Below are 25,958 nucleotides of genomic sequence, written 5' to 3' on the forward strand. Positions count from 1 at the left end.
ACTGAAAGCATTCTCCTTAAAGTTTTAAGGATGCTGGCTATATTCGCCGTAGGAATATCGCTACAAACAAATACAGCGCTTAAGGTTCATGGTGTGACCGTTTGGTCAGTTCATTTTTGTTTAAACTTCCAGCCTGCTCACTCGTATTACAGAGTTGGCCAGCCGCAAACCCATCGCCATGTAAGCGTTTGCCGATCAAAAGTCGCTTGTCATATCACCACCGCCTCCAAAACTTCATAAACGACACAATGAACAACTCAACACCCCGCAGGCCACGTATAAAAAACGTCGCTTATGTGTAAGTTTCAGGCGCACTGCCCTTTAACTTTCAGCCAGACTGTTGGCCAGCATTACGCTTGCACTTTGGGTCACTGCCCATTTAGTGCAATACACACAAAAACCAACAGGAATAAATGACATGGAATGTCGAGTGACACCTGATTTCACATTGCCTGCCAATTTGACTAACCCTAATCGCCACTACGGTTACCTGCGCGAATGCGATCCAGTGCACTGGAATCCTTCAATCGGCGGCTGGATGCTCACGCGTTATGACGATGTGCAGGCGGCCGAAAATGACCCCCGACGATTCTCTTCGGTACGCATCGAAAAACTGCTTAAAAGCCATGTACCCCAAGCGTTGTGGCCACGACTCGAACCTTTTATCCGACTTACATCCTTTTGGATGTTTGCCAGCGATGCCCCACAACATCGACCGCGAAAAGCACTACTCAGCAAAGCGTTTACACCCAAATCCATTGCTGATCTGGAACCTTTCATCCTGCTGATGACCGACCGATTGCTGACTACCTTTGCAGGCCGTGAGCGGGTGGACCTTGTACAAGAGCTGTTTTCACTGATCCCCAACCACGTCCTTGCCGCCCTTTATGGCCTGCCCCATAGCGACGCGCCTCTGTTGCAGCACTGGAGCGACAATATCGCCATATTTCTGACCGGCTGTCTGGATGACAGTCACTGCATTGAGGACTCCATCGAAAGCATCGAACAAATGAATCGTTATTTTCTCGATGCCATCGACCGCAGGCGCTCAGACCCACAGGACGATCTCATCACGCGGGTGGTTGCCGAGGCAGACTTGCAGGGCATGCAAGATGAAGAAATTTGCGGACAACTGACGCTGGTGATTACCGCGGGCTACAGCACCACTGCATTTTTGCTCGGCACGGGTCTGTTCAATCTGCTTAAACACCCACAGCAAATGCAGGCCTTGAGGGCGGAGCCTTCATTGATGAAATCTGCCATCAATGAAATGTTGCGCTACGAGTCGCCCTCTCAGGTGTCGCACAGAGTGCTGACGGAAAACATGACGCTGCACTCAAAGGCCTTGCGCAAAGGGGATTTGGTGTATTTGGTGCGCGCCGCAGCAAATCGCGACCCATTGTATTTTGCTGATCCGGACTGCTTCGATATTCGCCGCGCCAAGAATCCGCACACTTCATTCGGTGGCGGCGTGCATTTCTGTATCGGTACAGCGCTAGCTCGCATGGAAGTGCAGTGTGTCTTGAGCCGTTTACTGGAGCGGTTCTCCAAGATCGAGTTGATTGAAAGTGATTTGCCGCAGTGGCGGCTAAACAATTTTCAGTTTCGCAGCATGGCGACGTTCCCGGTGCGATTGAGCGTTTAGGGCCAGCACTTGCGTTGTCCTACAAACGGCACTTGACGATCAGAGGTGATTTGAGTTTTCCTGAAACCGGTTTCAGACCCTGTGCCGAGACCGCCTGCGATAACAACCCATAAAAGGTTCAGGCCGTGAACAGTTTTTCAGCCGCTCAACGCTCCCGCGTCACCATGCACGATGTTGCCCTGCACGCCGGGGTGTCCAAGGCCAGTGTTTCGCGCTTTATCGGCGAGGACCGGGCGTTGCTCTCCGAAGCCACCGCGCAACGCATCGAGCGTTCAATCGAGGCGCTGGGCTACCGCCCCAATCAAATGGCGCGCGGTCTGAAGCGCGGGCGTACCCGCCTGATCGGCATGTTGGTCGCAGACATTCGTAACCCCTATTCCATCGCCGTCATGCACGGCGTCGAAACCGCCTGCCGGGAGCACGGCTACAACCTGGTGGTGTGCAACACCGACCGCAGTGATGAGCAGGAAAGCCAGCACCTGGCTGCTCTGCGGGCCTACAACATCGAAGGGCTGATTCTTAACACCCTGGGCCATCAACCTGATGTCCTGCAGGCGCTGCATCAAGAAATGCCCATCGTATTGATCGACCGTAACGTTGAGCAGTTGTATGCGGATCTGGTGGGGCTGGATAACGCCGGGGCGGTGCGCACCGCGCTGCAACACCTGCAAGCACAGGGTTTTCGCGACCTGCTGATGGTCAGCGAACCCGCTGATGGCACCAGCTCGCGCCTGGAACGCATCGCCAGTTTTAACGCGCAACTCAACGACTGCCCCTCACTGCAAGGCACGGTGATTGAAACCGGCCCTGAACTGCGGTCTCGCATCCAACAGTTTCTGGACACCCCCGGCACCGGCCCCAAGGCGCTGTTCTGCGCCAATGGCGTGGCCGCGCTGGCCGCCACTCAGGTGCTGCGCGACCTGAACCGCCACCTGTTTGAAGACATCGGCCTGATTGCGCTGGATGACCTTGACTGGTTCCCGCTGGTGGGCTCGGGGATTACCGCCCTGGCACAACCGACCCAAGCCATCGGCGCCAGCGCCTTCGAATGCCTGCTCAAGCGCTTGCGCGGCGATACCGCAGCACCTCAAGCCCTGGATTTTCCTGCGCAACTGATTGTCCGCGGCTCGACCCAACGCCCCCACTCCTGACAGCGCTGCCAAGACGCAACCCGCCTGGCAGTCCTTGACGCATAAAAATGAAACCGGTTTCAGAGATTAATAACAATGACTACATTCCCCGTTTCCATCAGTTTGTCGAGCTACGGAGCCGATCTGGTTCGCCAACGCGGCCAAGGCAGTTTTATTGAATTACTGGCCAATGCCGGTGCCCGGCGCATCGAACTGCGTGAAGAGCTGCTGACGGACGAAGACCCGTCGTCCTTCGCTGAAGCAGTGGCCGCTCAAGGGCTGGAGTGTGTGTATTCATCGCCTCTGGAACTGTGGCAAGCGGGACAAACACGGCCCAATCCTCTGCTGCTGGCGACCCTGCACAAGGCCCATGCTTTTGGTGCGGCCTGGCTCAAGGTGTCGCTTGGCTACTACACCGAGCAGTGCGATTTACACACCCTGGCCGCCTGCCTCAAGCAACAACCGGTCAACCTGCTGGTGGAAAATGACCAGACCTCCCAGGGCGGACGCATCGAACCTCTGCAACGGTTCTTCGATGCAGTGGATCAACGGCAAGCCCCCATCAGCATGACCTTCGACATCGGCAACTGGCAGTGGCAAGACCAATCCGCCAGCACCGCCGCCCGCTTGCTGGGCCGTCATGTCACCTACTTGCACTGCAAAGGTGTCGCCCGTCGCCCGGATGGCAAATTGATTGCGACGCCGCCAACGGCCACCGACCTGCAGATGTGGGAGCAGTTTCTGCCGCACATGCGGCCCGGTCTGACCCGCGCAGTGGAATACCCCCTGCAAGGCAATGACCTGCAATGGCTGACAAAAGTACATGTCGACACCCTGGCGACGCTCGGCGCAGCGCAACGGGAGTTGAGCCATGTCTAAGGTCGATGTGTTGTCGTTTGGCGAAACCATGGCCATGTGGGTGGCCGAACAGACCGGCGATCTGGCGCAGGTCGAGCGCTTTCACAAGCGCATTGCCGGGGCCGACAGTAACGTCGCCATCGGGCTGGCGCGGCTGGGCTTCAATGTCGCGTGGCTCAGCCGTGTGGGCGCTGACTCCCTTGGGCGGTTTGTGCGCGCCACGTTGCAAGCCGAAGGCATCAATTGCCAGCACGTTGAAACCGACCCGCAGCACCCCACGGGCTTCCAGTTGAAGTCCCGGGTGGACGATGGCAGTGACCCGCAAGTGGAATACTTTCGCCGCGGTTCGGCGGCCAGTCACTTGAACCGCAGCGCCATCACCCCGCAATTGCTCGGCGCTGGCCACTTGCATGCCACGGGCATTCCCCCTGCGCTGTCGGCCAGTTGCCGCGAATTGTCTTTCGAGCTCATGCAAGGCATGCGCGCAGCCGGGCGCACGGTGTCGTTCGACCCCAACCTGCGCCCGTCTCTGTGGGCCAGCGAACAGCAGATGATCCGCGACATCAACGCCCTCGCCGCCCACGCCGATTGGGTATTGCCGGGCCTGAGCGAAGGCCGCTTGCTGACCGGGCGCGATGACCCGGCAGACATTGCCCGCTTCTATCTGGATCAGGGCGCAGAAGCGGTCATCATCAAACTGGGCCCAAAAGGGGCTTATTACCGCACCACCGACACCGAGGGCTTCGTGCCAGCGGTGCCTGTGGAGGTGGTGATCGATACCGTTGGCGCCGGCGACGGCTTTGCGGTGGGCGTGATCAGTGCCCTGCTGGAAAACCTTGGCTTCGAACAGGCAGTGCAGCGCGGCAACTGGATTGGCAGCCGCGCCGTGCAAAGCCGTGGCGACATGGAAGGACTGCCGACCCGCGCCGAGCTGGAGGGGCGCGACCTCACTGCAACCGCTTTACCTGCGTAACGTGCTGCACCCGTGACCTGCTGCGACAAAAACAACAAGCTCAGGAGCTACGCCATGCAATCGCTAACACTCGCTGCCCGCCGGTGGTGGTACATCATGCCGATCGTATTCATCACCTATAGCCTGGCCTATCTGGACCGGGCCAATTACGGCTTTGCCGCCGCCTCCGGGATGGCCGAAGACCTGCACATCACCCCCGGCCTGTCGTCGTTGCTGGGGGCGCTGTTTTTCCTCGGTTACTTCTTTTTTCAGGTGCCGGGGGCCATTTATGCGCAGAAGAACAGCGTCAAAAAGTTGATTTTTGTCAGCCTGATTCTCTGGGGCGGTCTGGCCACGCTCACGGGTGTGGTGTCCAACGCCTACAGCCTGATCGCCATTCGCTTCATGCTCGGCGTGGTGGAAGCCGCCGTCATGCCCGCCATGCTGGTCTACCTGTGCCATTGGTTCACCCGCGCCGAACGCTCGCGGGCCAATACCTTCCTGATCCTCGGCAACCCGGTGACCATGCTCTGGATGTCCGTGGTCTCGGGCTACCTGGTGCAGCATTACAGCTGGCGCTGGATGTTCATCGTCGAAGGGCTGCCCGCAGTGATCTGGGCGTTCATCTGGTGGCGACTGGCCGATGACCGCCCTGCCGAAGCCACGTGGCTCAGCACCCAGGAAAAACAGGACCTGCAAAGCGCGCTTGATGCCGAGCAAGTCGGCATGGCCCCGGTCAAGAACTACGCTGCGGCGTTCCGCTCCCCCAAAGTCATCCTGCTGGCCTTGCAGTTCTTCTGCTGGAGCATCGGCGTCTACGGGTTTGTCCTGTGGCTGCCGTCGATTCTCAAACAAGGCGCGCACATGGACATGATCGAGGCCGGCTGGCTGTCGGCCCTGCCGTACCTGGCCGCCGTCATCGCCATGCTCGGCGTGTCGTGGGGCTCGGACAAACTGCAAAAGCGTAAGCGTTTCGTCTGGCCGCCGCTGCTGATTGCCTCGGTTGCGTTCTACGGTTCCTACGCATTAGGTGCAGAGCACTTCTGGTTGTCCTACACGTTGCTGGTGATTGCCGGGGCCTGCATGTACGCACCGTATGGCCCGTTCTTCGCGATCATCCCGGAAATCCTGCCATCCAACGTGGCAGGCGGGGCCATGGCGTTGATCAACAGCATGGGCGCGCTTGGGTCATTTTCCGGCTCCTATCTGGTGGGCTATCTGAACAGCGAAACCGGCTCGCCGGGGGCGTCCTACCTGTTGATGAGCGGTGCGTTGCTGATCTCGGTATTGCTCACGGTCATGCTCAAACCCGCGTCCAAAGACCCGGCCGCGTCGACAGTCAGCGCCACGGCGCGTCTGGCTCACTCTTGAATTGAAGGTTGGTGATTGCCTTGAAAAAACATGTCGTGCTTTACAAAACACTCTCCGCGCCCTTGATGCAGCGCTTGCAAGAACGCGCCGACGTCACGCTGATCGAGCGGCTGGATGCCCACGGGCTGGACCAATTGCGTGCGGCGTTGCCCCAGGCGCAGGGCTTATTGGGGGCCAGCCTGAAACTGGACGCGCAGTGGCTGGATCTGGCGCCCAAGCTCGAAGCCATTGCCAGCGTGTCCGTGGGCATCGATAACTACGACCTGGACTACCTCACTGCGCGCCACATTCTTTTGACCAACACCCCGGACGTGCTGACCGAAACCACGGCCGATACCGGGTTTGCCTTGATATTGGCCAGCGCCCGCCGCGTGGTGGAGCTGGCGATTCGCGTGCGCAACGGGCAATGGCAAAAAAACATCGGGCCGGAACATTTCGGCACCGATGTGCATGGCAAAACCTTGGGCATCATTGGCATGGGCCGCATTGGCGAGGCGTTGGCGCAACGGGGGCACTTTGGCTTCGGCATGCCGGTGATCTATCACAGTCATTCGCCAAAACCGGCGGTCGAAGCCCGATTTGGCGCCCGCTACCGCAGCCTCAAGGCGTTGCTGCAAGAGGCGGACTTCATTTGCCTGACACTGCCATTGACCGCCGAAACCCAAGGCCTGATCGGTGCAGAGCAATTCGCATTGATGCGTACCGACAGTATTTTCATCAACATTTCACGGGGCAAAGTGGTCGATGAGGCCGCGCTGATCCACGCCTTGCAGCAGGGGCAGATTCGCGGCGCGGGGCTGGATGTGTTTGAACGCGAACCGCTGGACCCGGCCTCGCCCTTACTGACGCTGGACAACGTGGTGGCCACCCCGCATATCGGCTCGGCCACCATAGAAACCCGTGAAGCCATGGCCCGCTGCGCCGTGGACAACTTGCTGGCCGCTCTGGACGGGCAGCGCCCGCCCAATCTGGTCAACCCAAGCGCATTTGACCAGGGCCGCTGATCATTCCCCGGCCTTGATTCGGGTCCACAGGCGCGTGCGCACACGGTCGATGTTGAGCGGCATGGCTTGCAGGGCGAACAGCGTCTGCAGCATTTGCGGTGTCGGGTAGACCTTGGTGTCTGCCTTTATTTCGGGGTTGACCAGCGCATCGGCCTGCGCGTTGCCGTTGGCGTAGTGCACGTAGTTGCTGATCCCTGCCATCACGTCCGCGCGCAGCAGGTAATTCATGAAGCGGTAGGCGGCTTTTTCATCCGGCGCATTGGCAGGCATGGCCACCATGTCAAACCAGATGGCGGCGCCTTCTTTAGGGATCGAATAGCCGATATCGATGCCATTCCCGGCTTCTTTGGCACGGGTTTCGGCTTGCAGGATGTCCCCGGAAAACCCGACTGCGACGCAAATATTGCCGTTAGCCAGATCGCTGGTGTACTTCGAGGAGTGAAAGTAACTGATATAAGGACGCACCTTCATCAGCATGGCTTCGGCCTTTTTATAGTCTTCGGGGCTTTTGCTGTGGTGGGGCAGCCCCAGGTAGTTGAGCGCGGCTGGCAAGACTTCAGGGCCATTGTCGAGAATCGCCACCCCGCACTTGCTGAGTTTTTCCATATTTTCGGGCTTGAAAATCAAGTCCCAGGAGTCCACAGGCGCGTTCTCGCCCAACACGGCCTTGACCTTGGCGACGTTGTAGCCAATCCCGGTGCTGCCCCATAAATAAGGGAAACCGTGCTCATTGCCGGGGTCATTGACTTGCAAGGCCTTGAGCAACGCCGGGTTGAGGTTCTTCCAGTTCGGCAATTGGTCCTTGTCGAGTTTTTTCAGCGCCCCGCCCTGTATCTGCCGCGCCATGAAATGGTTGGACGGAAACACCACGTCATAACCGGATTGGCCGGTCATCAATTTGCCATCCAGCGTTTCATTGCTGTCGTACACGTCGTAGCTGAACGCAATGCCCGTGTCACGCGTGAAGTTTTTCAGCGTGTCGGGGGCGATGTAGTCGGACCAGTTGTAAATTTTCACGGTCTCGGCCGCCTGGCACAACGTGCCAGCCAGCATCAGGGGCAACAGGGCGATGCGGATCATGATTCGATTCCTTGCGTATTGTGTGTCGCTGTTTTTATGGGCAGGGTTCGGTGATCAAAGGATCAAAACATAGGTCTTGCGCACGGTTTGCTGGATGTCCCAGACCCCGGTGCTGTTGGCCGGCAACATCAGTGCATCGCCCGCTTCTATGTGAAGGGTTTCCCCGTCATCGGGGGTAAATGTGCAGCGCCCTTCAATGAAATGACAGAATTCTTGCGCCACGATCTGCCGCCGCCAGCGGCCCGGCGTGCACGCCCATATCCCGGTTTCAACGCCGTCAGTGCGCTCGACACAGGTCACTGAGGTCTCGGCCACCGGCGTGCCGAGGGGCACCGCCACGGGTGAGGAGGTTTGCAGCGCCACGTGGGCGGTGTTTTTGAAGTGAGTGATGCTCATGGAGCGTTCCTTGTGGGTGCCAAAGGGGGGGTTACTGCATAAAACCTTCCATCACATTGGCCAGGCCACGGGCGAACCCCCGCCGCCAAGGGGCGACATGCGGGTTGGCCAGGGTCTGGTCTTCGTAGACAAAACTGCGGATAACGGCGTTGTAACCCAACCAGCGGCACGGCTCCGGCTCCCACGCTTTGAGCGCGTTGAGACCACCGGCGGTCAGCACCCAGGGCTGCTGCACCTCAAGGGTGTCGCGCTGCAAGATCAGGTCCGCGAGGGTGCGCCCGCCCAAATGGCTCGCGCCTACGCCCTCCCCGCCATAACCGCCGGACAAGGCAATACCGTGTGGCCGGTCACAGAGCATGTGCGGCTGAAAACGCCGCGCCATGCCCAGATTGCCGCCCCACACGTGGCTGATGTGCACAGCCTTGAGCGCCGGAAAAAGCTCGGTGAAGAGGTAGCGGCGCACCTCGATTTCAGCCGGAGTCAGGTTGAAGTCGTGGCGCAAACGGCCCCCAAACTGATAGCCGCCACGCGCGCCAAACACCAGGCGGTTGTCGTGGGTACGCTGCCCGTACGTCACCTGGCGGCTGTTTTCGCTGAACGCCTGACCGGCCGACAGCCCGATTTCATCCCACACGGCTTCAGGCAGCGGCGCCGTGGCGACGATCAGACTCTGCACCGGCAATTGATAACGCCCTAACGGCGCCAGGGTGTTGGCATAGCCTTCAACCGCGGGCACGACCCAGCGCGCCCTGACGTGTGCATGGGCGGTGCGCACATGGCCGGGTTGCCACGCCGTGACCGGGCTTTGCTCGAAGATCTTCACGCCCATGCGCTCAACCGCCCGGGCCAGCCCGCGTACCAGTTTGGCGGGCTGAATCGTGGCAACGTGCGGGGTGAAAATCGCACCGTACGGCGTGGCAATGCGCAGCTGCTGCGCCAGTTCAGCAGGCTCTAGCCAGCGGTAATCCGCGTCGTTGAGACCTTGAGCGTGAAGTGCCGTCAAATACTGACGCAGGGTGGAGGCCTGCTCGGGGTAGCGCGCGGCACAGAACAAGGCACCGCCTTTGCGGTAATCGCAGTCGATGCCTTCGCGATCAATGACCTGTTTGACTTCATCGGGAATGCCATGCAGCAAGCGGTAGGACTGACGCCTTTGCTCCACCGACAGACCGGCGAGCATGCGGTCCTCGCCCAGCAAGTTGCCCATCAGCCAACCACCATTGCGCCCAGATGCGCCAAAACCCGCCGTTTGCGCTTCGAGGATGGCAATGCTCAGTTCGGGCGCATGGCGCTTGAGGTAATAGGCGGTCCATAACCCGGTGTACCCCGCCCCCACAATCACCACGTCTACGTCCAGATCGTGCTCAAGCGATCGGCGCGCTGTGAGGTCGTCCGCGAGTTGGTCCATCCACAAGCTGATTGAGCGCCAGGCTGGCATTGCGGTCTCCACACTGTTTTCAGGAATGGAGCGATCCTAGCGCCTGTCCTCAAGGTACGTCTTGCGCGCGTGCCCGCAAAGAAATGTGCCGCGCATAAGCCTTGGGTGATTGCCCGGTGTGCCGACGAAAACAGCTGTAGAACGCCGACAGCGAGTTAAAGCCCGCGGCAAAGGCCACCTCGTCCACTTTAAGAGGCGACACGGCGGCGTCCATGGCGGCCAATACATGGCGCAGACGTGCCTGATTCACGTAGCGATAGAAGCTTTGTCCCAGCACTTGATTGAGCAAATACGACATCTGGTTACGCGTATAGCCACAGGCGTTGGCGACGTGTTGCAGGTCCAGCGCGGGGTCGAGGTAAGGTTGCTGGCGCTCGAAATAGGTTTGCAGGTCCCGGGCCATGAAGCTCAGCTGCCGGGCTGACAGGCCCAGGCGACTGACCGCAGGCCGTATAGGGGGTTGCCCGGCGGGGTTTTCAGGGGTTTCGTGCACCAGCGATGCGTATTCATTGACGTGCCAGATCAGACCGTCACGCACCGTGATGGCTTCGCTGGCCCTGAATGACACCAGCCCGTGGCTACCACGCAGGGTGATGCGGTACTGAATGAATGCCGTGTTGCCGTCCAGGCGAATGCGGTCACTGTGCTCCAGGGCCTCATCCGCTGCACGGGGCATGGACGCTTGAACGTAGTCACGCAATTGGGTAAAACCCATCACCCGATTCTGGAAGAAGTCGTGGTACACGACACCGGGGTGGTAAAGCGCCATCACCCCGTCAAGATCGCGGTGTTTCCAGCACAAGTGGTAACGCATGACCGTATCACCAGTGGCGCGGGTCTGCTCGGGGCCGTCTTCAGGGGCAAACATGGCAAGGCTCGGTGAAATAAAACAGAGAGTGCCGAGATTATGAGCGCGCTTCAATGGTCAAGCACGGGTACACCCCGCACCGCTAAAACGCTTCAGTGCATGATTTGCATCAAAGCCCGGCGAATCAATGGGCCCGTTGGGCACAAAACCCTTATCGTGTCGGGAGCACAATGCTAGGTTTGAACACGAAACGCTCGCACATACACGCGGCCGGGGCGACCCGAGACCGCACACCCACTGAGCAAAAGGAAGCGCTCGATGAAACCGGTGAGCAATACCACGAAAGTGACATTTCCCAATGCCTGCCAATTAATGCGCTGGCATTTCCATCCGATGGGCTTCGAAGCCACCATGGACGCCCCGCGCAGCATGATTGCCCGGCTGTTTGACCGGGCCAGCGGCGAGACCGTGATCGCCATCGCCGGTATCCCGTGCGCCACCGTCATGACCACCACCGAAGTGGCGCGCATCATTCAGTCCGTGGAAGACGAGCTTGAGAGCTTTGTCCCGCCACAAGCATGGCAAGAACTGGCGTGAGCCAAACCGTTTGCTGAGATGCTTTGGCGAACGTCCCGGTTCGCGATGTAGCCTTTTACTGCCCTCTCTGTTCACGTGTGCCGACATCCCGTCGGCAGCTGTCATGCATGAAATATCTACGTGACGGTAGATTTAACTTCATGGCAACAACGAGAATCTATATCATTTACTTTTGTATCTGCAGGGAAGCTGATCGATCTTAATCACTTCATGCGGAAATCCCGATGCTGCGCACACCCTTTGCACCCTTGCGACTCACGCCGATCGCTGCTGCCCTGATCGGCGCCATGAGCGCCCCGGCCGCCCTGGCTGAATCGCCTGTCAATACGCCCCTGACCCTCGACCCCACCGCGGTGTCCGCCGAAGCACCGCAGCACACTGCACTGCCCGCGGTGTACAGCGGCGGCCAGGTCGCACGCGGCGCAGAATTGGGTGTCTTGGGCAATCAGGACATCATGGATGTGCCGTTCACGATGGCGAGTTACACCTCACAGCTGATCGAAGACCAGCAGGCTGAAAGTCTGGGGGATGTACTGCTCAACGACGCTTCGGTGCGTCAGTCGTTCGGGTACGGTAATGCCTCGCAGATTTTTGTGATTCGCGGCTTGCCCCTCACAACGGACGATGTCTCCTACAACGGGTTGTTCGGCGTCCTCCCTCGTCAGATGATTTCTTCTGACAGCCTTGAACGGGTTGAAGTTTTTAAAGGGCCGAACGCGTTTATTAATGGCGTCACCCCCACAGGGTCAGGGGTTGGCGGTGGCATCAACCTGCAACCCAAACGCGCTGAGGACACGTCGACACGCCGTTTCACCACCGATATATCCAATAACGGGCGCATCGGCGAGCATCTGGATCTGGGCCAGCGCTTTGGCGCTGAAAACCAGTTCGGGGTGCGCATGAACCTGGCACAACGCGAAGGCGACACCGCCATCGATAATGAAAACCAGCGCACCAAGCTGTTTGCCCTTGGCTTGGATTACCGCGGCGATCGGCTGCGGGTGTCTACCGACTTCGGTTATCAGAAGCAACGCATCAATGGCAATCGCAACACCGTGTATTTAGGGTCTGCGCTTACCGATATCCCCCATGCCCCCGATGCTGATCACAACTACAGCCAGAAATGGACGTCCACGGACCTGGAAGACACCTTCGGCATGGCCCGCGCCGAGTACGATCTCTCCGACCACTGGACCGCCTATGCCGCCGCTGGCGCCAAGCACACCCGCGAAGTAGGGAATTACTCCACGCCCACACTGCTCAACAGCGCTGGCGCAACCACAGCATCGAACATGTTTGTGGCCCACGACGAGGACAACCGCAGTGCCATGGCCGGGCTGCGGGGCATGTTCCAGACCGGCCCGGTGAGTCATCAGGTCAATCTGGGGGTGAGCGGGATCTGGACCCAACAGCGCTCGGCCTATGACTTGAGCGGCACGTTCAGCAATAACCTATATGACACCGTTGACGTACCCCAGCCCGCGCCAGGCAAGTACGTGGGTGGCGATATCAACGATCCGGGGATTGTCGGCAAAACCATTAACCGCAGCGTGGCGATTTCCGACACGTTGGGCTTTGTTGATGACCGTGTGTTGCTGACCTATGGCCTGCGCAAGCAGACGCTCAAAGTCGATGGCTGGAACTATCAGGGCAATCGTTCTGCCGCGTACGACGAATCCATCACCACGCCGGTATATGGCATTGTGCTCAAGCCCTGGGAAAACGTGTCCGTGTACGCCAACCGCATCGAAGGTTTGGCCCAAGGCCCGACAGCCCCCGCTTCCGCGGGCGGCATGCCAGTGACAAACGCCGGGGAAGTCTTTGCCCCGGCGCGCTCAAAGCAGGTCGAAGCGGGGATCAAATACGACAAAGGCACCTTCGGCGCCAGCCTGGGCGTGTACCGTATCGAAAAGCCTTCCGATGGCTACACCAACGCCGATGGCACCTACGTACGCCAAGGCACCCAGCGCAACCGTGGCGTAGAACTGAACCTCTATGGCGAACCGATAGATGGCTTGCGTCTGCTGGCGGGCGCCACCCTGATGGACACGGCGCTCAAAGGTACTAAAAACGGCGCAAATGATGGCAACCGGGCCATCGGTGTGCCGAAGTTTCAATACAACCTGGGAGCAGACTGGGACGTGCCGGGTTTGCAAGGCGTGGCGCTCAATGCCCGTATGCTGCGCACCGGCGGCCAATACGCCAATGAGGCCAACACGCTCAGCATCCCTGCATGGAACCGCTTTGACCTTGGCGCCCGTTACAGCTTCGACGTGGAGCAGCGTGCCGTGACCCTGCGGGCCAATCTGGAAAATGTCGCCAATACCCGTTATTGGGCTTCCGCCAACGGTGGTTACCTGAGCCAGGGCGAGCCACGCTTGCTGAAAGTCTCGGCCACAGTGGACTTCTAAGCCGATAGGCGCACTGCAAGAATTGCACTTGCAGTGCGCAGGTGAGGGTCAGAGTATCCGGTACAGCAGGCGCTCGATCCGCACGCGGCTGACGCGGCGCAGGAACTTGGCGACGGCAGGCGGGTAATCGGTCAGGGTTTCGAGCTGCCTGAACGTCTCAATGCGCGTGGTGTGGGCAAAGATCGCGTCCAGTTCTTTGCGGCGCGGTTCCAGCAACTCGCGGCGCGGGTCATCGATCAACAAGCCGTTTTCAAGGTCCAGCCTGAACGCGCGCGGGTTCAAGTTGTTGCCTGTCAGCAAGGTGTAACGATCGTCCACCCACATGCCCTTGAGGTGGTAGGTGTTGTCGCCATCGCGCCACAGGTGCAGGTTCAGCAGGCCACTGTCGATCATCGCCTGGTGGCTCTTGGCAAAGCGGCGCAAGCTCAGTTCATACAAGTACGGCAACGCCGCAATCACCTTGAAGGGCTCGCTGGGCGGGATGTAAAAGTCGTTGGCCGTTTTGTCACCCACCACGATGTCGATGCGCACCCCACGCTCCAGCGCGCGATTGATTTCGCGGGTCACGGGCAGCGGCAAGTTGAAATACGGTGTGCAGATGGTCAGTTGCTGCTGGCTGCTGGCGATCAATTCGCAAATAACCCGGCTCAACGGGTTGTTTTTGCCCACACCCAACAATGGGCTGACCGACAGACCAAAGTGGCCGACCGTGCCTTGGCGGGTGTCGTAACTGGCTTTTTTCAGGCGACTGCGTAAATCCCCGATGGCCGACCTCAGGCTACGCGTGCTCGGTAGCGTCGGCAGGTCCAGACGGTGCACGGCCTTGGTCTGGATCAGGTCATGCTCGATGAAGTGCTGCATCGAATCGGCCAGCGGCTTGTTATTGAGCACGTGGTAGCGGTCGAACCGGTACTTGTCGAACTTGTGCAGGTACACATTGTTGAGACTGGCGCCGCTGTAGATCACGCAGTCATCAATGATGAAGCCCTTGAGGTGCAGCACGCCGAACAACTCGCGGGTTTGCACAGGCACACCGTAAATCGGCACGTGGGTGTCATGGGCTTGCGTCTGGGCCTGATACCAGGCGGCATTGCCCGGCTGCTTGCCCGCACCGATCAGTCCGCGCTGGGCACGCAGCCAATCCACCATGACCACGATTTCAAGCTCAGGTCGGGCCGCTTTCGCGGCGTGCAGGGCATCGAGGATTTCCTGACCGGCTTCATCCTGTTGCAGGTACAACGCCACCAGCGTGATGCGCTGGCGGGCATTGGCGATGTGCTCCAGCAGGCAACGCCGAAAATCGGCCGCACCGGGCAAGATGCTGAACGCGTCGGCGGACAACGGAAAGCTGCGCAACTTGGGCAGCAGAGAGCGTTTGAAGAGCGACGGCATAGGGCTCGCTAAGGTCGAATGCAAATAACCGCGAAGCTTACACGATTCTGTGTTTCAAGCAGTAACCTCGCTTCGACCCCACGCCTTATTGGCGACCCAGGCTCCACAGTCGCGCAATGTCCCGCGCCCGATCGGTCAGTAACTGCGACGCATGGGCGCAGGCGTAGTCCAGCGTCATCGGGCCACTGGCCACGGCAAACGCGGCATGGATGCCGTGCTCGTACAACGCTTGATACCCCTCCCCCAAGGTGCCGGCCAACACCACCACCGGTACGCCATTGCTGCGGGCGATGCGCGCCACCCCGAACGGCGTTTTACCGCGCAGGGTCTGCGCGTCAAAACGGCCTTCGCCAGTGATCACCAGCGCAGCGCCTTGCACGGCCTCGTTGAGGTTGACCAGCTCGGCCACCACGTCCACCCCGGCCCGAAACTGCGCGTCGAAAAACGCTTTGGCAGCAAACCCCAGACCGCCCGCAGCCCCTGAACCCGGCTCGTCACGCACGTCCTTGGGCAACACCTTGGCGCAGTGATCGGCAAAATGCCCCAACGCGTGGTCCAATTGCCGCACCTGTGCCGGTGAGGCACCTTTTTGCGGACCGAAAATAGCCGAAGCACCCTGTTCGCCACACAGCGGATTGTTGACGTCTGCGGCGATTTCAAAGCGCACATCGACCAGGCGCGGGTCCAGCCCTTGCAGGTCAATGCGCGCCAGCTGTGCCAGCGCCAGACCGCCACGCGGCAGCGCGCGGTCCTGCGCATCAAACAGCCCCAGCCCCAGCGCCTGCAAGGCACCTGCCCCGGCATCATTGGTGGCACTGCCGCCAATGGCCAGGATGATGCGTTGGGCGCCCGCCTCCAGCGCGGCCTTGATCAGCTCACCGGTGCCATAGGTGCTGCTGACACACGCATCGCGCTGCTCAAGGGCCACCAATTGCAAACCGCTGGCCTCCGCCATTTCGATGATCGCGGTGCGGGTTTCCGGCAACCAGCCCCAGTTGGCGTAAACCGGCTCACCTAACGGCCCTTGCACCTGTTCACGGCGCAATTGGCCATTACCGGCCGCCACGATGGCGTCAACCGTGCCTTCGCCTCCATCGGCCATGGGGCATTTAATCAACTGCGCATGGGGCAACACGTCGGCCAGACCGGCCGCAATGGCATCAGCGACTTTTTCCGCACTCAGGCTGTCTTTGAACGAGTCAGGGGCAATGACGATTTTCATCAGACGAATCTCCAGTTCTTATGCCATTCATGCTGCCAGTATCGGCGCGCAAACACGCCAGGCCGCTGCACAAGGGATTACGACCTTTGTTGTACATTTTCACAAGCCTGGCGCTTGCAGCCGGACAAGGGTTTGACTCGCACGCCGCACTGGCCGAAGCTGGCGCTCATTACGCACGCCTGCTTCTGGAATTTGCATGCTAAAGCCCCATCGCTACCTGTTGCTCAGCCTGGCGTCCGCCGTCGTTGCCACCTGCCTGTGGTTCTGGATGCGCCCTGCGGCCACCGTCCCCCCGACCAACCTCAATCACAGTTACGCTCAGGCCCTCGAGCAAGCACACAATGGCCAGCCCGGCGCTGCCCGTGTGCTGTACCAACAATTGGCCCGCACGGACTTGTCCGACATCCGCCGCGCCAGCCTGCACGCCGAACTGCCCAACTACCCCAGCCCGCACGCCCTGAAACTGGCCGATGCCGACTTGCATCACCCGTCTGCGCTGGTACGCGAAGCCGCCATCCAGAGCATTGTCGGGCTGGTGCCGGGGGCGCAACGCACGTTGCTGCTCGGCCCGATCCTTGACGACCCGGAGCAAAGCGTGCGGTTTGCCGCAGCCAACGCCTTGCTGGGTTTGTCACCCGATGAACAAGGGTTGTACTTCGGCCCGCTGCAGCACGTGATTGACGAATATGAGCGAGCGCTCAAGACCCAGCCCGACAGCGCCCAGGCCCAGGGCCAGCTCGCACGCTTGTACCTGCACGAAGGTCAGTTGGACGAGGCACAAGCGGCGCTGGAAAAAGTCACCCACCTTGAGCCGGACAACCTCAAGGCCGTAGTCGCACGCGTGGAGCTGCTCGACAAACGCAGCCAAAGCGACCGCGCCCGCGAGTTACTGGCGCAGCAGTTGGAGGCGCACCCCGATTCGGCCTACTTGCAGCATGCATTGGGCATCTGGCTGCACAATCACGGGCAAACCGAATATGCCCTGCTCGGGCTGGCCAAGGCCGTCGAGCTGGAACCTGACAACAGCGACTATCGCTACACGCTGGCCATCGCCCTGCACGACTTGAACCAGCTCGAGGCGGCGCAGCGCCAGCTTGAAGAATTGCTGCAGCGCCAACCCGCCAATCGCAAGGCTCGGGTGCTGTTAATCCGGTACTGGAAAGAGTCGGGGCAATTGCAAAACGTGCAGGTGTTGCTGGCCCAACTGGAACAACAAAACCCCGACGACCCCGCGCTGCAGCAAGGGCTATAGGCTCTTTTTTGGGTGATTCCAGGGCCTTCGAATAGATGCATTTGAATATATATTTCAAAACGTTGAACCGCCACGATGGCTCAGGGTCAAGACCATATAGCCGCATAAACGCGGGTAATTTTTGAGTCGAGTATCAATAGGCGGGAAATTCTGTGATTGCATTGGGACCCACCGAGGAGCGCGCCCTGATTCTCACGTGCCCCGGGCTAGAAAAGTCGGTTGATCTGCACCAATTGGCTTCAGGCGGCGTGAACGGTTTTGAGCTGGCCTGCATGGACCACCTGCATCCGGCGCTGCAACAAGGTGCCGGTTTGCTGATAGTCGAAGCCGACTCGCGACAGTCTGAGGCCTTCGAGCAACTGAGCGATGTGTTGTTGCAACAACCCGACTGGTCGGATCTGGCCGTCATCGTGCTGACCGCAGAACCTCACTGGTCGGACCTTCAGTTGAGTCATCTGAGCGAACAATTGGGCAACGCTTTTTTCGTGGCCTCACCCTGGTCACATGCGCAGTTGCTGTGCCTGTCAAAAAACGCGTTGCGCACACGCAAACAGCAATACGCCGCCAGGGATTGCACCCACCGCCTCAGCGAACGTGACAACTTCATTAAGAACACGCTGCAAGCCATTGATTTGGAAGTAGATCGTCGCGTCGAGAAAGCCCTGCAACATAACGACGACGTGCGCCACGCGCAAAAAATGGAAGCCGTCGGACAACTCACCGGCGGCATTGCCCACGACTTGAATAACATGCTGGCCGGGATTATCGGCAGCATGGAGCTGCTGCGGCGCAAGGTGGCCCGGGGCAAGCTCGATGATCTGGATCGCCTTATCGACATGGGCGTGACCTCCGCCAACCGTGCGGCGGGGCTCACCCATCGACTGCTGGCGTTCTCGCGGCGCCAGTCACTGGACTCCAAACCCACCATGATCAGCGAGTGGCTGCTGGCGCAGCGGGCGTTGTTGGAACAAAACCTCGCGCCGGCCACCCGGCTCACCCTGGAAGCCGATGACAACCTGTGGATCGCCGACGTTGACCCACAGCAGTTGGAAAACGCGTTGCTGCATTTGGTGTCCAACGCCCGCGATGCCATGCCCGAAGACGGTCACCTCACCGTCAAGACGTACAACGTGCAAGTCGACACCGCCTTCAGCGAAGCCAACGGACACTTCACTCCCGGCGACTACATCGTGCTCAGCGCCAGCGACAATGGCTGCGGCATGCAAGAAAGCACGCTTAAACGCGCCTTCGACCCGTTTTTCACCACCAAACCCATCGGTCAGGGCACAGGCCTCGGGTTGTCGATGATTTATGGGTTCTGCAAACAGTCACGCGGCCATGTGCGCATCATCAGCCAGGAACGCAGCGGCACCACGGTGCAATTGTTTTTACCGCGCTGTAACGGCAGCAGTGGTGAGCTCAGCGCGCAAGGCTTGTCACAGGCAGAAACGGCCGCCAACGCCGAAAAAACGCTGCTGGTGGTTGAAGATGACAACGCGGTACGCAACCTGGTGATCGAAGTGCTGCGAGAACACGGCTACACGGTGCTCAGCGCCGAAGATGCGAATGCTGCACTGCCCATTATCGAGTCGGCGCAAACCATTGATTTATTGATCAGCGATGTGGGACTGCCGGGCATGAACGGCCGCCAGTTGGCCGAGATCAGTCGTCAGGCGCGCCCGGACCTCAAGGTGCTGTTCATCACCGGATACGCACAGCATGCGACTGCGCGTGGCGGTTTTCTGGATGAAGGCATGCAGTTGATTACCAAGCCCTTCACCTTTGACCTGCTGACGGCCAAGGTGAATGAGATGCTGCTGGCCTGAATCCTCTTTATCAAGCGGATGTCAGACCAGTTGGTTCTGGATGATTTCTTTGAGCTTATCCAGATCGAACGGCTTGCCCAAAATCGGCGCCTTGCGCGTGATGGGGCTGTCCGTCTCGCGTATTTCCTGCGGGTAGCCGCTGATAAAAATCACTTTCAGGTCCGGCCGCAGTTTGACCGCAGGCTCAGCGATCTGTACCCCGGAAATACCGCCCGGCAGCCGAAAGTCCGTGACCATCAAGTCCAGATGCGGCTTGCTGGCCAGGATCTCAAAGGCCTGCTCACCGTTTTCGGCCTGCAACACGCGATAGCCTTCGCCTGACAAATAGGCCGACAAGACCATCAGGATCGAAGGGTCGTCTTCGACAATCAGAACCACATCTTGTGCATCTTCACTCATGGGGGAAACCTTAATTGCTGCAAATGCTGCCAATACGACCATGGGGTCGGCCATAGGTTGCGGCTAATTTACGCGTTTTGCGCCAATGGCAGGCTGACCCGGAATACAGCACCCTCACCCAGGGCACTTTGTACGGTGATTTTGCCGCCGTGGGCCGCCACAATCTGCTCGGAGATGAACAACCCAAGCCCCAGTCCGGCCACGGCATGCTTGGCTGAAACCCGCTCAAACTGCTGGAAGATGCGCTGCTGGTTTTCTTCGCTGATGCCAATGCCCTGATCGCGGACTTCCACGATGGCGTTCTCGCCTTCGACATACACTGAAACATCAATCGGGCTTTTGGCCCCATAGCGCAACGCATTGGTCAGCAGGTTCGACACCACCTGTTCGATGCGAAACTCATCCCACAGCCCGACGACCGGACTGTCAGCACTCAGATTGACACTCGACTGGGCCGCGCTGATCTGTGGCGCAAAGGTTTCCACCAGCGTGCTTACCAAACGCGACAAATCGAACTGACCCGGCCTAATTGACAGTTTGCCGGTGCGAATGCGCGACACGTCGAGCATGTCTTCGATCAGGCGAATCAGGCTTTGGATCTGGCGCTCATCGCGTTCCACCATGGCCTTCATTTTGTCCAGGGTGAACGCTGCGGCATTGTCCCGGGCCAGGTGCATTTTGCGCAGCTGGGTTTCCAGGATCAGCCCGTTGAGCGGCGTACGCACTTCATGGGAGACGATGGACATGAAATCGTCGCGCATGCGCACGGCGTGCTCCAGCTCACCTTGAGTGACCTGCAACTGCGCAAGTAGCACTTCTTGCTCGCGGCGACTTTGCTCCAGGGCTTCGACTTGCTGCTTGACTGCTTTTCGCTGGCGGTACAGGTCAACGAACACGTTGACCTTGCTTTTGACAGCGTGAATATCCAGCGGCTTGTGCAGGAAATCCACCGCGCCGCTTTCGTAGCCCTTGAAGGCGTAATTCATTTCGCGCCCTGCGGCGCTGACAAACACGATGGGAATATTTTTGGTTTTTTCGGTGCCGCGCATCATTTCGGCCAGCTCGAAACCGTTCATGCCCGGCATCTGCACGTCCAGAATGGCCAGCGCAAATTCATGTTGCAGCAGCAACGACAGCGCCTCGTCGGCTGACAAAGCCTTGTAGACGGCGCGGTCTTCGCGCTTGATCAACGCTTCCAGTGCCAGCAGGTTTTCTGGCAGATCATCGACGATCAGCAGCTTGGCTTGAATATCACTTACTAGCATTCGATTCGTTCCAGCTCGACAAGCAGACGGCCGATGCCGCGCAAAGGGAGGATGTAGTCCGGTTTCATACGGTCCAGTGCCGCTTGCGGCATGGTGGAAACCAAGGCTTCTTCAGGGTCTTGAACGATGGTCACACCGCCCGACTGCTTGACTGTGGCAATCCCCTGAGCACCGTCCTGATTGGCGCCAGTCAGTAAAATCGCAGCCAGACGCGCTTCGTACGTGTCTGCCGCGGACTCAAATAAGTAATCAATGGAGGGCCGCGAATAATGCACGCGCGCCTCCTGACTCAATGAAAAACTGCCATCGCGCTCCACCGACAGGTGATAGCCTGGCGACGCAAAATAGAGCGTTCCCGGTTCAATCGTGTCCTTGTCGGCGGCTTCTTTGACCTTGATCGACAAACGCCGTGCAAACACTTGCGCCAACTGACTGCGGCGCTCATCGGGCAGGTGCAGCACCACAATCAGCGGCAAGCGAAAGCCTTGCCGCAGGTCCGCAAAAATCGTCAACAAGGCTTCAACACCCCCGGCGGACGCACCGACCACGACGGCGTCGACCTGCCGCAGGCCAATGAACGTTTCAGGCTCGTTCATCATAGCTTGCGGTAAATCCGCTCTTGCTTGAGCACAGGCGTGAATTGCTTGCTGTAGTCCGAGAAGTCCAGCGTCTCTTTACTGCCCAGCATCAAGAAGCCACGGTGGCACAAGGAGTCGTGAAACAATCCGAACGCCCGATTCTGCAAACTTTTATTGAAATAAATCAGTACGTTACGGCATGAAATTAAATGCGTTTCTGAGAACACGCTGTCGGTCGCCAGGCTGTGGTCGGCGAACGTCACGTTCTCGCGCAAGCTTTTGTCGAAAATCGCGTAATCATAGGCCGCTGTGTAGTACTCCGAGAACTCGCGCTGGCCGCCGGCCTTCAGGTAGTTCTGGGTGTAGCCGCGGATGTTTTCGAGGGAGAAGATCCCCTGCTTGGCCTTTTCCAGCGAACGCGGGTTGATGTCGGTGGCATAAATGATCGTGCGGTCCAGCAGCCCCTCTTCGCGCAGCAGGATGGCCATGGAGTACACCTCTTCGCCCGTGCTGCACCCGGCGATCCAGATTTTCAGCGACGGGTAGGTTCTGAGGATCGGCACCACTTCCTGACGCAGCGCCAAAAAATGCTCGGGATCGCGAAACATCTCACTGACCGGGATCGTCAAGTACTGCAATAACTGCATGAACGCGGTCGGGTCGTGCAGCACCCGCTCCTGCAACGCCGAGATGGTATTGCAGTCGAATTGGCGCATGGCGTGATGCACCCGGCGCTTGACCGAAGCACCGGAGTAATCACGAAAGTCATAGCTGTATTTGAGATAGATCGCTTCAATCAGCAGACGTATTTCAATATCGGTGTTTCGCGGCACTTAAATACGTTCCATTTTGGGCAACCAGACCCGGATCAGCGAAAACAGGCGATCCAGGTCAATCGGTTTGGCCAGGTAGTCATTGGACCCGGCTTGCAGGCAGCGCTCCTGATCGTCTTTCATGGCCTTGGCCGTGACAGCAATGATCGGCAGCTTGCGCCAGCGCGGGTTTTTGCGAATTTCAACAGTGGCTTCGTAACCGTCCATCTCGGGCATCATCACGTCCATGAGCACCAGATCGATATCATCCTCTTCGTTCAGGCGCTCAATCGCCTCATGGCCATTTCGGCCAATGACCACAATGGCGCCCTTATGCTCCAGCGCGCTGGTTAGGGCGAAGATGTTTCGTACATCGTCATCGACCAGCAAAATTTTGCGCCCTTCGAACACTTTGTCTCGGCTACGCGCGGTCTTAAGCATGGTCTGGCGTTCATGGGACAACTGGGATTCGACTTTGTGCAGAAATAAAGTCACTTCATCGAGCAGGCGTTCCGGGGAGCGGGCGCCTTTGATGATGATCGAACGCGAGTACTTGCGCAGCTCGGCCTCTTCATCCCGGGTCAAGTTACGACCGGTGTACACAATCACCGGCGGGAACGAGCAGATGTCTTCGGTGGACATGCGCTTGAGCAAGTCGCCGCCCAGCATGTCCGGCAGTTTAAGGTCGATGACCATGCAGTCGTAAATGTGGGTGCGCAGCAGGTCCAGGGCTTCCTGCGCGTAACCAACGGCGGTGATTTCGATGTCATCGTCGCCGATCAGGCGGGCAATGCTGTCACGTTGCAGGTCATCGTCTTCGACCAGCAATACGCGTTTGACCTTCTGCGTGAGCTTGGCTTCAAGGCGTGCGAACACGTCCTTGAGCTCTTCGCGGGTGGTGGGTTTGACCGCATACCCTACGGCGCCCATGTGCATGGCCGCTTCAACACGGTCTTCAACAGAAATCACGTGCACCGGAATGTGTCGGGTCGGCGCCAGCTCCTTGAGTCGCTGCAACACCGTCAGGCCGGAATGGTCGGGCAGGCGCATGTCCAGCAAGATTGCATCCGGGATGAACTCGGCCGCCAGGCTGAAGCCTTCATCGGCACCGTGAGCCACCAGGCAGTGATAGCCCAGCTCATGGGCCAGGTCGAAGAGGATGCGGGCAAAGTTTGGCTCGTCCTCAATCACCAGAATGCAGCGCGAGGTAAACGGTGCTTTCTCGCGATCATCCATAAACCGCGGAATCTCGACGTTTGGCACATTCATCACCGGTTGCGGGGCGGGCGGCGCGGCAACGACCACGGCTTTGGCCGGCTCCGGCACTGGGGCCTGGGCGTACGGCTCATCCTGTTCGACGAACTGTTCAGGCAGGACCAGCGTGAAAATACTGCCCTGACCCGGTTCGCTGGTGACGCTGATCGAACCACCCAGCAAGTTGGCCAGATCACGGGAAATCGACAGCCCCAGACCTGTACCGCCATAACGGCGGTTGGTGGTGCCGTCAGCCTGACGGAACGCCTCGAAGATGCTCTCTTGCTGCTCGGCTGCAATGCCGATTCCCGAATCGCGCACGGTGAAGGCAATGCCCTCGCCCGGTTGGCGCGACACGGTGAGGCTGACCTGGCCTTTTTCGGTGAACTTGATGGCGTTGGATAACAGGTTTTTCAAAATCTGCTCCAGGCGCTGACGATCCGTGAAGATCATCGGCGGCGTACCCGGTTGCAGCTCGACCTGGAAGTCCAGTGCCTTTTCCCCGGCCAGCGGCTGGAACATGCTTCGCAGACCGTCCACCAGGCGCGGAACGCTGGTGTTTTCCGGGCGCACTTCAAGCTTGCCGGCTTCGACTTTGGAGATGTCCAGAATGTCGTTGATCAGATTGAGCAAGTCATTGCCCGCCGAGTAGATCGACTCGGCAAACTTCACTTGTTCGGCAGTCAGGTTCTCGTGCGGGTTTTCCGACAGCAATTTGGCCAGGATCAACGAGCTGTTCAGCGGCGTACGCAGCTCGTGAGACATGTTGGCCAGGAACTCGGACTTGTATTTGCTGGAACGCTGCAACTCTTCAGCGCGCTCCTCCAGCTGCACTTGAGCCTGATTCAGCTCGGTGTTTTTCTGATCCATCGCATCGCGCTGGGCGGCCAATGCCAGTGCCTGATCGGCCAACTGCTCGTTGGTCTGTTCGAGTTCGGCCTGCTGGGTTTCCAGATGGGTCTGGGACTCTTTAAGAATGCGCGACTGCTCTTCCAGCTCTTCGTTGGCGGTCTTGAGTTCTTCCTGCTGCACCTGCAACTCTTCGTTGAGCTGCTGGGTTTCGGCCAGCACTTCCTGCAAACGCTGACGGTAGCGGGCCGCTTCAATCGAGGTGCCGATGTTGTCGGCAATCAACTCGAACAACTCAATGTCACGCTCGGTCAAGGGGCGCAAGAAGCCCAGTTCGATCACGCCGTTGACCCGGTCGTCGTCACTGGTGGGCACGACCAGCACGCTGCGCGGGCTGCCTTCGCCCAGCCCTGAACTGACCTTGAAGTAACCGGCGGGCACATTGTCCAGGCGAATCAAGGTATCTTGCTGCGCCGCCTGCCCGACAATGCCTTCGTCGTTGTGAATCAGTTGGTCCTGTAGCTCCTGCTCGCGGGAGAAGCCGTAACTGGCCACCCGCTTGAGGCCACCGTGGTCTTCACGCACATAAACGGCCGCGACCACCGAACCCAAGTACTGCGCGCAGAACTGCAGAATATTGCGGCCCAGCATGTTCAGGGTCAGACGCCCCAGCACCTGTTCAGCCAGTTCGGTCTGACCGTTGCGCAGCCAGGCCTGCTGTTCAAGACGTTGCGCACTTTTAACCTGTGCGTCGAGGGTGTCGCTGTAACTCTTTGAAAGATTGACCAGATCGCGGCGTCCGACATAGGCCAGAAAACCGCTGAGTCCCAGTACAAACAGCAGGTAAAGGCCGATCACCAGGAACGTGGTGCGGCTCACGTCATCGTTACGCTCAACACGCAACTGTTGCTCCATGGCAATGAATTCGTCGAAGGCCTTGCGCACTTGATCGGTCAGCCGCTTACCGCGCCCCGATAGCACGGCGCCACGGTAATCGCCATTGCTGCGACGCAGCTCAATCATGTCCTGAGCGTACCGGCTCCAGTCGTTTTGCAAGGCCTGTAGACGTTTGAGGCGGTCCACCTGCTGCGGATTGTCGCTGACCAGTTCTTCCAGGCCACGCAGTTGCGCAGTGATCTGTGGTTTGGCCACTTCGTACGGGTCGAGAAAATGTTCGTCGCCGGTGATTAAGAAACCGCGCATCCCGGTTTCAAGGTCAACAGTGAGCTTGATGGCCTCATTCGCGTTACTGATCACGCGGTCAGTGTGTTGCAGCCACTGAATGACCGACAGCAAATAGCTGATCATCACCACAAACAAAACGGCGCTGAGCACGCCCACACCCAAGGGCAAACCGACGTTGCGACTCAGGAGTTTGCGAAAGCTACGCTCATCAACCGATGCTGGTGCATTCATTTT

Annotated in this window: 21 protein-coding genes; 10 read left to right on the top strand and 11 right to left on the bottom strand. The window is 59.0% G+C overall.

Features of this window, described 5'->3' with window-relative positions:
* Nucleotides 1-430: 430 nt before the first annotated feature.
* From BKD70_RS20935 to BKD70_RS20960, 6 genes are all read left to right on the top strand, one after another.
* Nucleotides 431-1,645 (top strand): cytochrome P450, encoded by a 1,215-nt coding sequence (locus tag BKD70_RS20935; RefSeq protein WP_157774117.1) that lies wholly within the window; start codon nucleotides 431-433, stop codon nucleotides 1,643-1,645.
* A gap of 125 nt (nucleotides 1,646-1,770) precedes the next feature.
* A complete protein-coding gene (locus BKD70_RS20940) occupies nucleotides 1,771-2,796 on the top strand; it encodes a LacI family DNA-binding transcriptional regulator (protein WP_047274492.1) in 1,026 nt (341 codons plus the stop codon).
* Between the two features lie 75 nt (nucleotides 2,797-2,871).
* Nucleotides 2,872-3,654 carry a sugar phosphate isomerase/epimerase gene (locus tag BKD70_RS20945; RefSeq protein ID WP_047274490.1) on the top strand — a complete coding sequence of 261 codons (783 nt, stop codon included), beginning with the start codon at nucleotides 2,872-2,874 and terminating at the stop codon, nucleotides 3,652-3,654.
* A complete protein-coding gene (locus tag BKD70_RS20950; protein WP_047274489.1) occupies nucleotides 3,647-4,606 on the top strand; it encodes a sugar kinase in 960 nt (319 codons plus the stop codon). Before BKD70_RS20945 ends, BKD70_RS20950 begins: the two co-directional genes overlap by 8 nt.
* A gap of 54 nt (nucleotides 4,607-4,660) precedes the next feature.
* The gene (locus tag BKD70_RS20955) at nucleotides 4,661-5,956 is read left to right on the top strand and encodes an MFS transporter (protein ID WP_047274487.1); all 1,296 of its coding nucleotides are present in this window, start codon (nucleotides 4,661-4,663) and stop codon (nucleotides 5,954-5,956) included.
* A 20-nt stretch (nucleotides 5,957-5,976) separates the two neighbouring features.
* Nucleotides 5,977-6,960, top strand: a complete 984-nt coding sequence (locus BKD70_RS20960; RefSeq protein WP_047274531.1) for an NAD(P)-dependent oxidoreductase — start codon at nucleotides 5,977-5,979, stop codon at nucleotides 6,958-6,960.
* Here BKD70_RS20960 and BKD70_RS20965 read toward each other — a convergent pair whose 3' ends face one another.
* Genes BKD70_RS20965 through BKD70_RS20980 form a run of 4 tightly spaced genes read right to left on the bottom strand, consistent with a single transcriptional unit; the run spans nucleotide 6,961 to nucleotide 10,742 of the window.
* Complete coding sequence (locus BKD70_RS20965; RefSeq protein WP_047274485.1) at nucleotides 6,961-8,040, bottom strand: polyamine ABC transporter substrate-binding protein; 1,080 nt, start codon at nucleotides 8,038-8,040, stop codon at nucleotides 6,961-6,963. It abuts the gene before it with no gap.
* A 54-nt stretch (nucleotides 8,041-8,094) separates the two neighbouring features.
* A complete protein-coding gene (locus tag BKD70_RS20970; RefSeq protein ID WP_047274482.1) occupies nucleotides 8,095-8,436 on the bottom strand; it encodes a cupin domain-containing protein in 342 nt (113 codons plus the stop codon).
* A 31-nt stretch (nucleotides 8,437-8,467) separates the two neighbouring features.
* The gene (locus BKD70_RS20975; RefSeq protein WP_047274480.1) at nucleotides 8,468-9,874 is read right to left on the bottom strand and encodes an FAD-binding oxidoreductase; all 1,407 of its coding nucleotides are present in this window, start codon (nucleotides 9,872-9,874) and stop codon (nucleotides 8,468-8,470) included.
* Between the two features lie 49 nt (nucleotides 9,875-9,923).
* A complete protein-coding gene (locus tag BKD70_RS20980; protein ID WP_047274478.1) occupies nucleotides 9,924-10,742 on the bottom strand; it encodes an AraC family transcriptional regulator in 819 nt (272 codons plus the stop codon).
* Nucleotides 10,743-11,000: 258 nt separating this feature from the next.
* Between BKD70_RS20980 and BKD70_RS20985 the strand changes: the two genes are divergently transcribed.
* Together BKD70_RS20985 and BKD70_RS20990 are read left to right on the top strand one after the other, a co-directional pair.
* Complete coding sequence (locus tag BKD70_RS20985; RefSeq protein ID WP_047274476.1) at nucleotides 11,001-11,279, top strand: DUF1652 domain-containing protein; 279 nt, start codon at nucleotides 11,001-11,003, stop codon at nucleotides 11,277-11,279.
* Nucleotides 11,280-11,506: 227 nt separating this feature from the next.
* Nucleotides 11,507-13,690, top strand: coding sequence for a TonB-dependent receptor (locus tag BKD70_RS20990; RefSeq protein ID WP_371914015.1), 2,184 nt, complete (start codon nucleotides 11,507-11,509; stop codon nucleotides 13,688-13,690).
* Nucleotides 13,691-13,738: 48 nt separating this feature from the next.
* Here the strand turns inward: BKD70_RS20990 and pssA are convergent, their stop codons facing one another.
* Nucleotides 13,739-15,082, bottom strand: a complete 1,344-nt coding sequence (pssA, locus tag BKD70_RS20995; RefSeq protein WP_047274472.1) for a CDP-diacylglycerol--serine O-phosphatidyltransferase — start codon at nucleotides 15,080-15,082, stop codon at nucleotides 13,739-13,741.
* Nucleotides 15,083-15,167: 85 nt separating this feature from the next.
* The gene (locus tag BKD70_RS21000; RefSeq protein WP_047274470.1) at nucleotides 15,168-16,304 is read right to left on the bottom strand and encodes a glycerate kinase; all 1,137 of its coding nucleotides are present in this window, start codon (nucleotides 16,302-16,304) and stop codon (nucleotides 15,168-15,170) included.
* 196 nt (nucleotides 16,305-16,500) lie between these two features.
* Here BKD70_RS21000 and BKD70_RS21010 point away from each other — a divergent pair, with 196 nt between their 5' ends.
* Both BKD70_RS21010 and BKD70_RS21015 read left to right on the top strand, forming a co-directional pair.
* Nucleotides 16,501-17,556: a tetratricopeptide repeat protein gene (locus BKD70_RS21010; RefSeq protein WP_047274465.1), complete on the top strand. Its 1,056-nt coding sequence runs from the start codon at nucleotides 16,501-16,503 to the stop codon at nucleotides 17,554-17,556.
* A 152-nt stretch (nucleotides 17,557-17,708) separates the two neighbouring features.
* On the top strand, nucleotides 17,709-19,382 hold the full coding sequence (locus BKD70_RS21015; RefSeq protein WP_047274463.1) for a response regulator: 1,674 nt from the start codon (nucleotides 17,709-17,711) through the stop codon (nucleotides 19,380-19,382).
* 21 nt (nucleotides 19,383-19,403) lie between these two features.
* Here the strand turns inward: BKD70_RS21015 and BKD70_RS21020 are convergent, their stop codons facing one another.
* The 5 genes from BKD70_RS21020 to BKD70_RS21040 all read right to left on the bottom strand — a co-directional run bounded on the left by BKD70_RS21020 (nucleotide 19,404) and on the right by BKD70_RS21040 (nucleotide 25,955).
* The gene (locus BKD70_RS21020) at nucleotides 19,404-19,781 is read right to left on the bottom strand and encodes a response regulator (protein WP_047274461.1); all 378 of its coding nucleotides are present in this window, start codon (nucleotides 19,779-19,781) and stop codon (nucleotides 19,404-19,406) included.
* A gap of 68 nt (nucleotides 19,782-19,849) precedes the next feature.
* A complete protein-coding gene (locus tag BKD70_RS21025; protein ID WP_047274459.1) occupies nucleotides 19,850-21,046 on the bottom strand; it encodes a hybrid sensor histidine kinase/response regulator in 1,197 nt (398 codons plus the stop codon).
* The gene (locus BKD70_RS21030) at nucleotides 21,040-21,642 is read right to left on the bottom strand and encodes a chemotaxis protein CheB (protein ID WP_047274457.1); all 603 of its coding nucleotides are present in this window, start codon (nucleotides 21,640-21,642) and stop codon (nucleotides 21,040-21,042) included. Before BKD70_RS21030 ends, BKD70_RS21025 begins: the two co-directional genes overlap by 7 nt.
* Nucleotides 21,642-22,457 (bottom strand): protein-glutamate O-methyltransferase CheR, encoded by an 816-nt coding sequence (locus BKD70_RS21035; protein ID WP_047274456.1) that lies wholly within the window; start codon nucleotides 22,455-22,457, stop codon nucleotides 21,642-21,644. The genes BKD70_RS21030 and BKD70_RS21035 overlap by 1 nt, the downstream gene beginning before the upstream one ends.
* Complete coding sequence (locus tag BKD70_RS21040; RefSeq protein ID WP_047274454.1) at nucleotides 22,458-25,955, bottom strand: response regulator; 3,498 nt, start codon at nucleotides 25,953-25,955, stop codon at nucleotides 22,458-22,460. It abuts the gene before it with no gap.
* Nucleotides 25,956-25,958 lie beyond the last annotated feature (3 nt).

The organism is Pseudomonas sp. BS-2016, assembly GCF_001806145.1.
Classification (GTDB): domain Bacteria; phylum Pseudomonadota; class Gammaproteobacteria; order Pseudomonadales; family Pseudomonadaceae; genus Aquipseudomonas; species Aquipseudomonas lundensis.

Coding starts and splice junctions, on each gene's coding strand:
- BKD70_RS20975 (WP_047274480.1), bottom strand. CDS start 9,874: ATGCCAGCCTGGCGCTCAATCAGCTTGTGGATGGACCAACTCGCGGAC.
- BKD70_RS21025 (WP_047274459.1), bottom strand. CDS start 21,046: ATGCTAGTAAGTGATATTCAAGCCAAGCTGCTGATCGTCGATGATCTG.
- BKD70_RS20965 (WP_047274485.1), bottom strand. CDS start 8,040: ATGATCCGCATCGCCCTGTTGCCCCTGATGCTGGCTGGCACGTTGTGC.
- BKD70_RS20950 (WP_047274489.1), top strand. CDS start 3,647: ATGTCTAAGGTCGATGTGTTGTCGTTTGGCGAAACCATGGCCATGTGG.
- BKD70_RS20945 (WP_047274490.1), top strand. CDS start 2,872: ATGACTACATTCCCCGTTTCCATCAGTTTGTCGAGCTACGGAGCCGAT.
- BKD70_RS20955 (WP_047274487.1), top strand. CDS start 4,661: ATGCAATCGCTAACACTCGCTGCCCGCCGGTGGTGGTACATCATGCCG.
- pssA (WP_047274472.1), bottom strand. CDS start 15,082: ATGCCGTCGCTCTTCAAACGCTCTCTGCTGCCCAAGTTGCGCAGCTTT.
- BKD70_RS20985 (WP_047274476.1), top strand. CDS start 11,001: ATGAAACCGGTGAGCAATACCACGAAAGTGACATTTCCCAATGCCTGC.
- BKD70_RS20970 (WP_047274482.1), bottom strand. CDS start 8,436: ATGAGCATCACTCACTTCAAAAACACCGCCCACGTGGCGCTGCAAACC.
- BKD70_RS21020 (WP_047274461.1), bottom strand. CDS start 19,781: ATGAGTGAAGATGCACAAGATGTGGTTCTGATTGTCGAAGACGACCCT.
- BKD70_RS20980 (WP_047274478.1), bottom strand. CDS start 10,742: ATGTTTGCCCCTGAAGACGGCCCCGAGCAGACCCGCGCCACTGGTGAT.
- BKD70_RS21040 (WP_047274454.1), bottom strand. CDS start 25,955: ATGAATGCACCAGCATCGGTTGATGAGCGTAGCTTTCGCAAACTCCTG.
- BKD70_RS21010 (WP_047274465.1), top strand. CDS start 16,501: ATGCTAAAGCCCCATCGCTACCTGTTGCTCAGCCTGGCGTCCGCCGTC.
- BKD70_RS21030 (WP_047274457.1), bottom strand. CDS start 21,642: ATGAACGAGCCTGAAACGTTCATTGGCCTGCGGCAGGTCGACGCCGTC.
- BKD70_RS21000 (WP_047274470.1), bottom strand. CDS start 16,304: ATGAAAATCGTCATTGCCCCTGACTCGTTCAAAGACAGCCTGAGTGCG.